This is a genomic window from Inquilinus limosus MP06 (genome assembly GCF_000767795.1).
GTDB classification, from domain to species: Bacteria; Pseudomonadota; Alphaproteobacteria; order DSM-16000; family Inquilinaceae; genus Inquilinus; species Inquilinus limosus_E.
The window spans coordinates 1-5,841 of record NZ_JANX01000403.1 but is presented as its reverse complement, the minus strand read 5'-3'; the positions used below and the strand labels follow the sequence as shown (position 1 = coordinate 5,841).

Below are 5,841 nucleotides of genomic sequence, written 5' to 3'. Positions count from 1 at the left end.
CATCTGCGGCTGGGCGCGGCCGGGCCAGGCGAGGCCTCGGTGACCGCGCCGGTCGAGCTGGCGGAGATCAGCGGGTCGGAGACCTATGTGCATTTCCATTTCGGCGGCCGGCCCTGGGTGGCGCAGCAGCCCGGCGTGCACAAGCACTCGCTGGGCGAGCCGGTGACGGTCGCGGTCGACCCCGCCAGGATCTACGTCTTCGACCCGGCCGGGCGGCTCGCCGCCGCGCCGGCCCGGACCAGGTGAAACATGGCCCGCATCGACCTCAAGGCCCTGGCGCACAGCTACAAGCCGAACCCGACGGATCCGGCCGACTATGCGCTGCGGCCGATGGACATGGTCTGGCAGAGCGGCCGCGCCTATGCGCTGCTCGGGCCCTCGGGCTGCGGCAAGACCACGCTGCTCAACATCATCTCCGGCCTGGTGACGCCCAGCCAGGGGCAGATCCTGTTCGACGGCCGCGACGTCACCCAGGCGTCGCCGGAGCAGCGCAACATCGCCCAGGTGTTCCAGTTCCCGGTGGTCTACGACACCATGACGGTGGCCGAGAACCTGGCCTTCCCGCTGCGCAACCGCAAGCTGCCGAAGCCGGAGATCGACGCCCGCGTGGCCGAGGTCGCCGAGATGCTGGAGCTGACGCCGGTCATGAAGCGCCGCGCCCGCGGCCTGGACGCCGACCAGAAGCAGAAGATCTCGCTGGGCCGCGGCCTGGTGCGCAAGGACGTCGCCGCCATCCTGTTCGACGAGCCGCTGACCGTCATCGACCCGCATCTGAAATGGCAGCTCCGGCGCAAGCTGAAGGAGGTGCACGAGCAGGTGCGGACCAGCCTGATCTACGTCACCCACGACCAGCTCGAGGCGCTGACCTTCGCCGACGAGGTGATCGTGATGTATGACGGCCAGGTGGTGCAGCTGGGCACCCCGCAGGAGCTGTTCGAGCGGCCGGCCCACACCTTCGTCGGCTATTTTATCGGCAGCCCCGGCATCAACCTGCTGCCCTGCGTCGTCGACCAGGGCGACGCGGTGATCGAGGGCGGCCGCATCCCGCTGTCGGCCTCGGCGCGGCAGGGCGTGGACGCCTTCCTGGCCAACGGCGCCGGCACCCTGGAGCTCGGCATCCGGCCGGAGTTCCTGGAGGTCGCGGACAGCGGCGTGCCGGCGACGGTGACCGAGGTCGAGGACCTAGGCACGCATCTGATCGTCACGCTGCGGCTGGGCCCGGCGACGGTGAAGGCCAAGCTGGCCGAGGGCCGCAGCCTCGCCGGCGACACCGTGTTCCTGCGCTTCCCGCCGGAGCGCACCCTTCTCTATGCCGACGGCAGGCTGGTGGGCTGAGCCATGGACAAGACCCGCAACAACGCCGCCTGGTTCCTGGTCGTCCCGGTCGTGCTGCTGGTGGCGTTCAGCGCCATCATCCCGCTGATGACGGTCGTGAACTATTCGGTGCAGGACATCTTCGGCCCCGGCCAGGGCGTCTTCGTCGGCACCGAATGGTTCGAGCAGGTGCTGCAGGACGACCGGCTGCAGGCGGCGCTGGGCCGGCAGCTGATCTTCAGCCTTTGCGTGCTGCTGATCGAGATCCCGCTCGGCGTGCTGGTGGCGCTGTGCATGCCGGCGCGGGGCTGGGCCGTGTCGGTCACGCTCGTCGTGCTGGCGCTGCCGCTGCTGATTCCCTGGAACGTGGTCGGCACGATCTGGCAGATCTTCGCCCGGCCCGACATCGGCCTGGCGGGCGTGCTGATCAACCGCCTGGGCATCGACTACAACTACACCGCCGACACCTTCGACGCCTGGATCACCGTGCTGGTGATGGATGTCTGGCACTGGACGTCGCTGGTGGCGCTCCTAGGCTATGCCGGGCTGCGCTCGATCCCCGACGCCTTCTACCAGGCGGCGCGGATCGACGGCGCCTCGCGCTGGGCGGTGTTCCGCTACATCCAGCTGCCGAAGATGACGGGCGTGCTGCTGATCGCTGTGCTGCTGCGCTTCATGGACAGCTTCATGATCTACACCGAGCCCTTCGTCCTGACCGGCGGCGGGCCCGGCAACGCCACCACCTTCCTGAGCCAGGAGCTGACCCGCATGGCGGTCGGCCAGTTCGACTTGGGGCCCGCGGCGGCGTTCTCGATCATCTACTTCCTGATCATCCTGCTGTTCTCCTGGCTGTTCTACACGGTCATCACCAATCTCGGGAAAGCCGACGCGTCATGAACCGCCGCACCCGTGCCGTCATCCTGATCGCGTACATGGTCTTCCTGGCCCTGCCGATATATTGGCTGGTCAGCATGTCGCTGAAGGAGAACCGCGAGATCCTGTCCGGCTTCACGCTGTTCCCGCAGAGCATCACCTTCGCCAACTACGCCACCATCTTCACCGACCAGTCCTGGTATTCGGGCTACATCCACTCGATCACCTATGTGCTGATGAACATGGTGATCTCGGTGCTGGTGGCGCTGCCGGCGGCCTATGCCTTCAGCCGGTACCGCTTCGTCGGCGACACCCACATGTTCTTCTGGCTGCTGTCGAACCGGATGTCGCCGCCGGCGGTGTTCCTGCTGCCCTTCTTCCAGCTCTATTCCGCCTTCGGGCTGGTCGACACGCCCTATGCCGTGGCGCTGGCGCATTGCCTGTTCAATGTGCCGCTGGCGGTGTGGATCCTGGAAGGCTTCATGTCCGGCGTGCCGAAGGAGATCGACGAGACCGCCTATATCGACGGCTACTCCTTCCCGCGCTTTTTCCTGACCATCTTCGTGCCGCTGATCCGCGGCGGCATCGGCGTCACCGCCTTCTTCTGCTTCATGTTCTCCTGGGTCGAGCTGCTGCTGGCGCGGACCCTGACCTCGGTCGAGGCCAAGCCGATCGCCGCCACCATGACCCGCACGGTCAGCGCCGCCGGCATGGACTGGTCGCTGCTGGCCGCCGCCGGCGTGCTGACCATCGTGCCCGGCGCGATCGTGATCTGGTTCGTCCGCAACTACATCGCCAAGGGCTTCGCCCTGGGCCGGGTGTGAGGAGGCCGCGCCATGACCTTGGACTGGATGGCCTGGACGCCGCCCACCGCCTGGTTCTTCGGCGGCATCGCGGCGCTCCTGGCGGCGATGACGGTGTGGCAGCTGGTGTCGCCCTCGGTGCCGCGGCGCGGCCTGCTGCCGCTGACGACCACCCGCGGCGACCGGCTGTTCATCGGCCTCCTGGGCGCCGCCTACATCCATCTCGCCTGGATCGGGCTGGCCTCGGGCAGCCTCTGGTACGGCTTCGCGATCGCCGTGGCGTGGATGATCGCGGTGATGCGGTTCGGATGAGCTGACGCGGGTTCCGGACCGGCCCCGGCAAGGGGCAGGAAAGTGATGGTTCAACATCTGTCTAGACGGGGAGAGATCATGACCAAGATGCTGCACGGGCCGGGCGGGTTCCCGGTCCACCGCCGCGACCTGCTGCGCGGCGCCTCCGCCCTCGGCGCCGGCATGGCCTTCACGGGGGCCCTGCCGGGCTTCGCCCGCCGCGCCTTCGCGGCGACGGCGGAGGAGCTGACCGCCAACGCCAAGAAGTGGATCGACACCGAGTTCCAGCCTTCGACGCTGTCCAAGGACGAGCAGCTGAAGGAGATGGAGTTCTTCATCAAGGCGGCGGAGCCGTTCCGCGGCATGGACATCAATGTGGTGTCGGAGACGATCACCACCCATGAATACGAGTCGAAGACGCTGGCCCGCGCCTTCTCCGAGATCACCGGCATCAACCTGAAGCACGACCTGATTCAGGAAGGCGACGTGATCGAGAAGCTGCAGACGCAGATGCAGTCGGGCCAGAACATCTACGACGCCTATGTCAACGACAGCGACCTGATCGGCACCCATTTCCGCTACGGCCAGGCCGTGCCGCTGTCCGACTTCATGTCCGGCGACGGCAAGGATTTCACCCTGCCGACGCTCGATGTCGACGACTTCATGGGCAAGAGCTTCACCACCGCGCCCGACGGCAAGCTGTACCAGATCCCGGACCAGCAGTTCGCGAACCTGTACTGGTTCCGCTACGACTGGTTCACCGACCCGAAGCTGCAGGAGCAGTTCAAGGCGGCGTACGGCTACGACCTCGGCGTGCCACTGAACTGGTCGGCCTATGAGGACATCGCCGATTTCTTCACCAACAAGGTGAAGGAGATCAACGGCGTCCGCGTCTGGGGCCACATGGACTACGGCAAGAAGGACCCGTCGCTGGGCTGGCGCTTCACCGACGCCTGGCTTTCGATGGCCGGCGCCGGCGACAAGGGCATCCCGAACGGCCTGCCGGTCGACGAATGGGGCATCCGGGTCGAGGGCTGCCGCCCCGCCGGCTCCAGCGTCACCCGCGGCGGCGACACCAACGGCCTGGCCTCGGTGTACGCGCTGACCAAGTACATCGAGTGGCTGAAGAAGTACGCCCCGCCCGAGGCGGCCGGCATGACCTTCTCCGAGGCCGGGCCGGTGCCGGGCCAGGGCAATATCGCCCAGCAGATCTTCTGGTACACCGCCTTCACCGCCGACCTGGCCAAGCCCGGCCTGCCGGTGGTGAACGAGGACGGCACGCCGAAATGGCGCATGGCGCCCTCGCCGCACGGCCCGTACTGGGAGGAGGGGATGAAGCTGGGCTACCAGGATTGCGGCTCCTGGACCCTCTTGAAGAGCACCCCGAAGGAGCGGCAGCAGGCAGCCTGGCTGTACGCCCAGTTCTGCATCTGCAAGTCGACCTCGCTGAAGAAGCTGCAGGTCGGCCTGACCCCGATCCGCGACAGCGACATCCGTTCCAAGGCGATGGACGAGATGGCGCCGAAGCTGGGCGGGCTGGTCGAGTTCTACCGCAGCCCCGCGCGCGTCGCCTGGACCCCGACCGGCACCAACGTTCCCGACTATCCGCGGCTGGCGCAGCTGTGGTGGCAGAATGTGGCCGAGGCGGTGACCGGCGAGGTCACGCCGCAGCAGGCGATGGACAATCTGGCCAAGCAGCAGGACCAGGTGCTGGCGCGGCTGGAGCGGGCGGGCAATCTCGGCGATTGCGGGCCGAAGCTGAACGAGGAGAAGGACGCCAAGGAGTGGTTCGACGCTCCCGGCGCGCCGAAGCCGAAGCTGGAGAACGAGAAGGAGAAGGGCCAGACCGTGGCCTATGACAGCCTGCTGCAGGCCTGGAAGGAAGGGAAGGTCCGGTAGAGATCATTTGGAAACGCACCTGGTGCGGCCGCCTGGCGGCGGTTTCTCCGCTTCCGGTGCTCACGGGCCAACGCCCGCTGGGCTCCGGTTCTCGAAACCACCGCCAGTCGACTCACACCAGCGCAGTTCCAAACGATCTCTCAGACCCCTCCATTGTCATTGCCGGGCTTGACCCGGCAATCCAGAGAGCGTCGAGACCTTCTGGACGCCCGGGTCAAAAGCCCGGGCATGACAGTTTTTGGGGAAGCGGATCCTCCCGCTAGATCCCCGGGTCGAAGCCCGGCTTGGCGGGGGGCGGGACGGTGTCGCTCTGCAGCATCGCCGCCGCCACCTCGGCGCATTGCTTGCGGATGTCCGGCACCGCCGTGATCTCCCAGAAGGCGCCGCGGGTCGGCGGGCCGAGCGCGTAGAGCCGGGGCGAGGGCTGGCCGTCATGGCCGATCAGCCGCCCCCCGGCATCGACGTCGAGGCCCAGGCGCAGCCGGTCCGGCCGTACCGCGCCGCCGGCCAGCAGCGACCGCAGCAGCGGGTCGTCGGTCCGCGCCGGGTCGGTCTCCGGCCCGCTGGCCAGGACCAGGCGGCAGATCCCGCGGGTCTCGTCCTGGGCGGCGCCGCGGCGGCGCAGCGTCACCGAAAGCCCGTCCTCCACCGCCGTCACCGT

General features: G+C 67.8%; 6 protein-coding genes and 1 pseudogene. 6 read left to right on the top strand and 1 reads right to left on the bottom strand.

Annotated features, from left to right (window positions below; genetic code table 11):
• The 6 genes from P409_RS24250 to P409_RS24225 all read left to right on the top strand — a co-directional run.
• Positions 1-246: TOBE domain-containing protein (locus P409_RS24250; RefSeq protein ID WP_034844682.1), on the top strand; the 246-nt coding region annotated here is incomplete at its 5' end.
• 3 nt (positions 247-249) lie between these two features.
• A complete protein-coding gene (locus tag P409_RS24245; protein ID WP_034844681.1) occupies positions 250-1,335 on the top strand; it encodes an ABC transporter ATP-binding protein in 1,086 nt (361 codons plus the stop codon).
• A 3-nt stretch (positions 1,336-1,338) separates the two neighbouring features.
• The gene (locus P409_RS24240) at positions 1,339-2,211 is read left to right on the top strand and encodes a carbohydrate ABC transporter permease (protein ID WP_034844680.1); all 873 of its coding nucleotides are present in this window, start codon (positions 1,339-1,341) and stop codon (positions 2,209-2,211) included.
• The gene (locus P409_RS24235; RefSeq protein ID WP_034844679.1) at positions 2,208-3,011 is read left to right on the top strand and encodes a carbohydrate ABC transporter permease; all 804 of its coding nucleotides are present in this window, start codon (positions 2,208-2,210) and stop codon (positions 3,009-3,011) included. Before P409_RS24240 ends, P409_RS24235 begins: the two co-directional genes overlap by 4 nt.
• Positions 3,012-3,023: 12 nt before the next feature.
• On the top strand, positions 3,024-3,302 hold the full coding sequence (locus tag P409_RS24230) for a DUF2160 domain-containing protein (protein ID WP_202964787.1): 279 nt from the start codon (positions 3,024-3,026) through the stop codon (positions 3,300-3,302).
• Between the two features lie 87 nt (positions 3,303-3,389).
• Positions 3,390-5,180, top strand: coding sequence for an ABC transporter substrate-binding protein (locus tag P409_RS24225; protein ID WP_081991766.1), 1,791 nt, complete (start codon positions 3,390-3,392; stop codon positions 5,178-5,180).
• Positions 5,181-5,439: 259 nt separating this feature from the next.
• Here the strand turns inward: P409_RS24225 and P409_RS39165 are convergent.
• Positions 5,440-5,841: pseudogene (locus tag P409_RS39165) on the bottom strand (FAD/NAD(P)-binding protein); the annotation flags it as partial.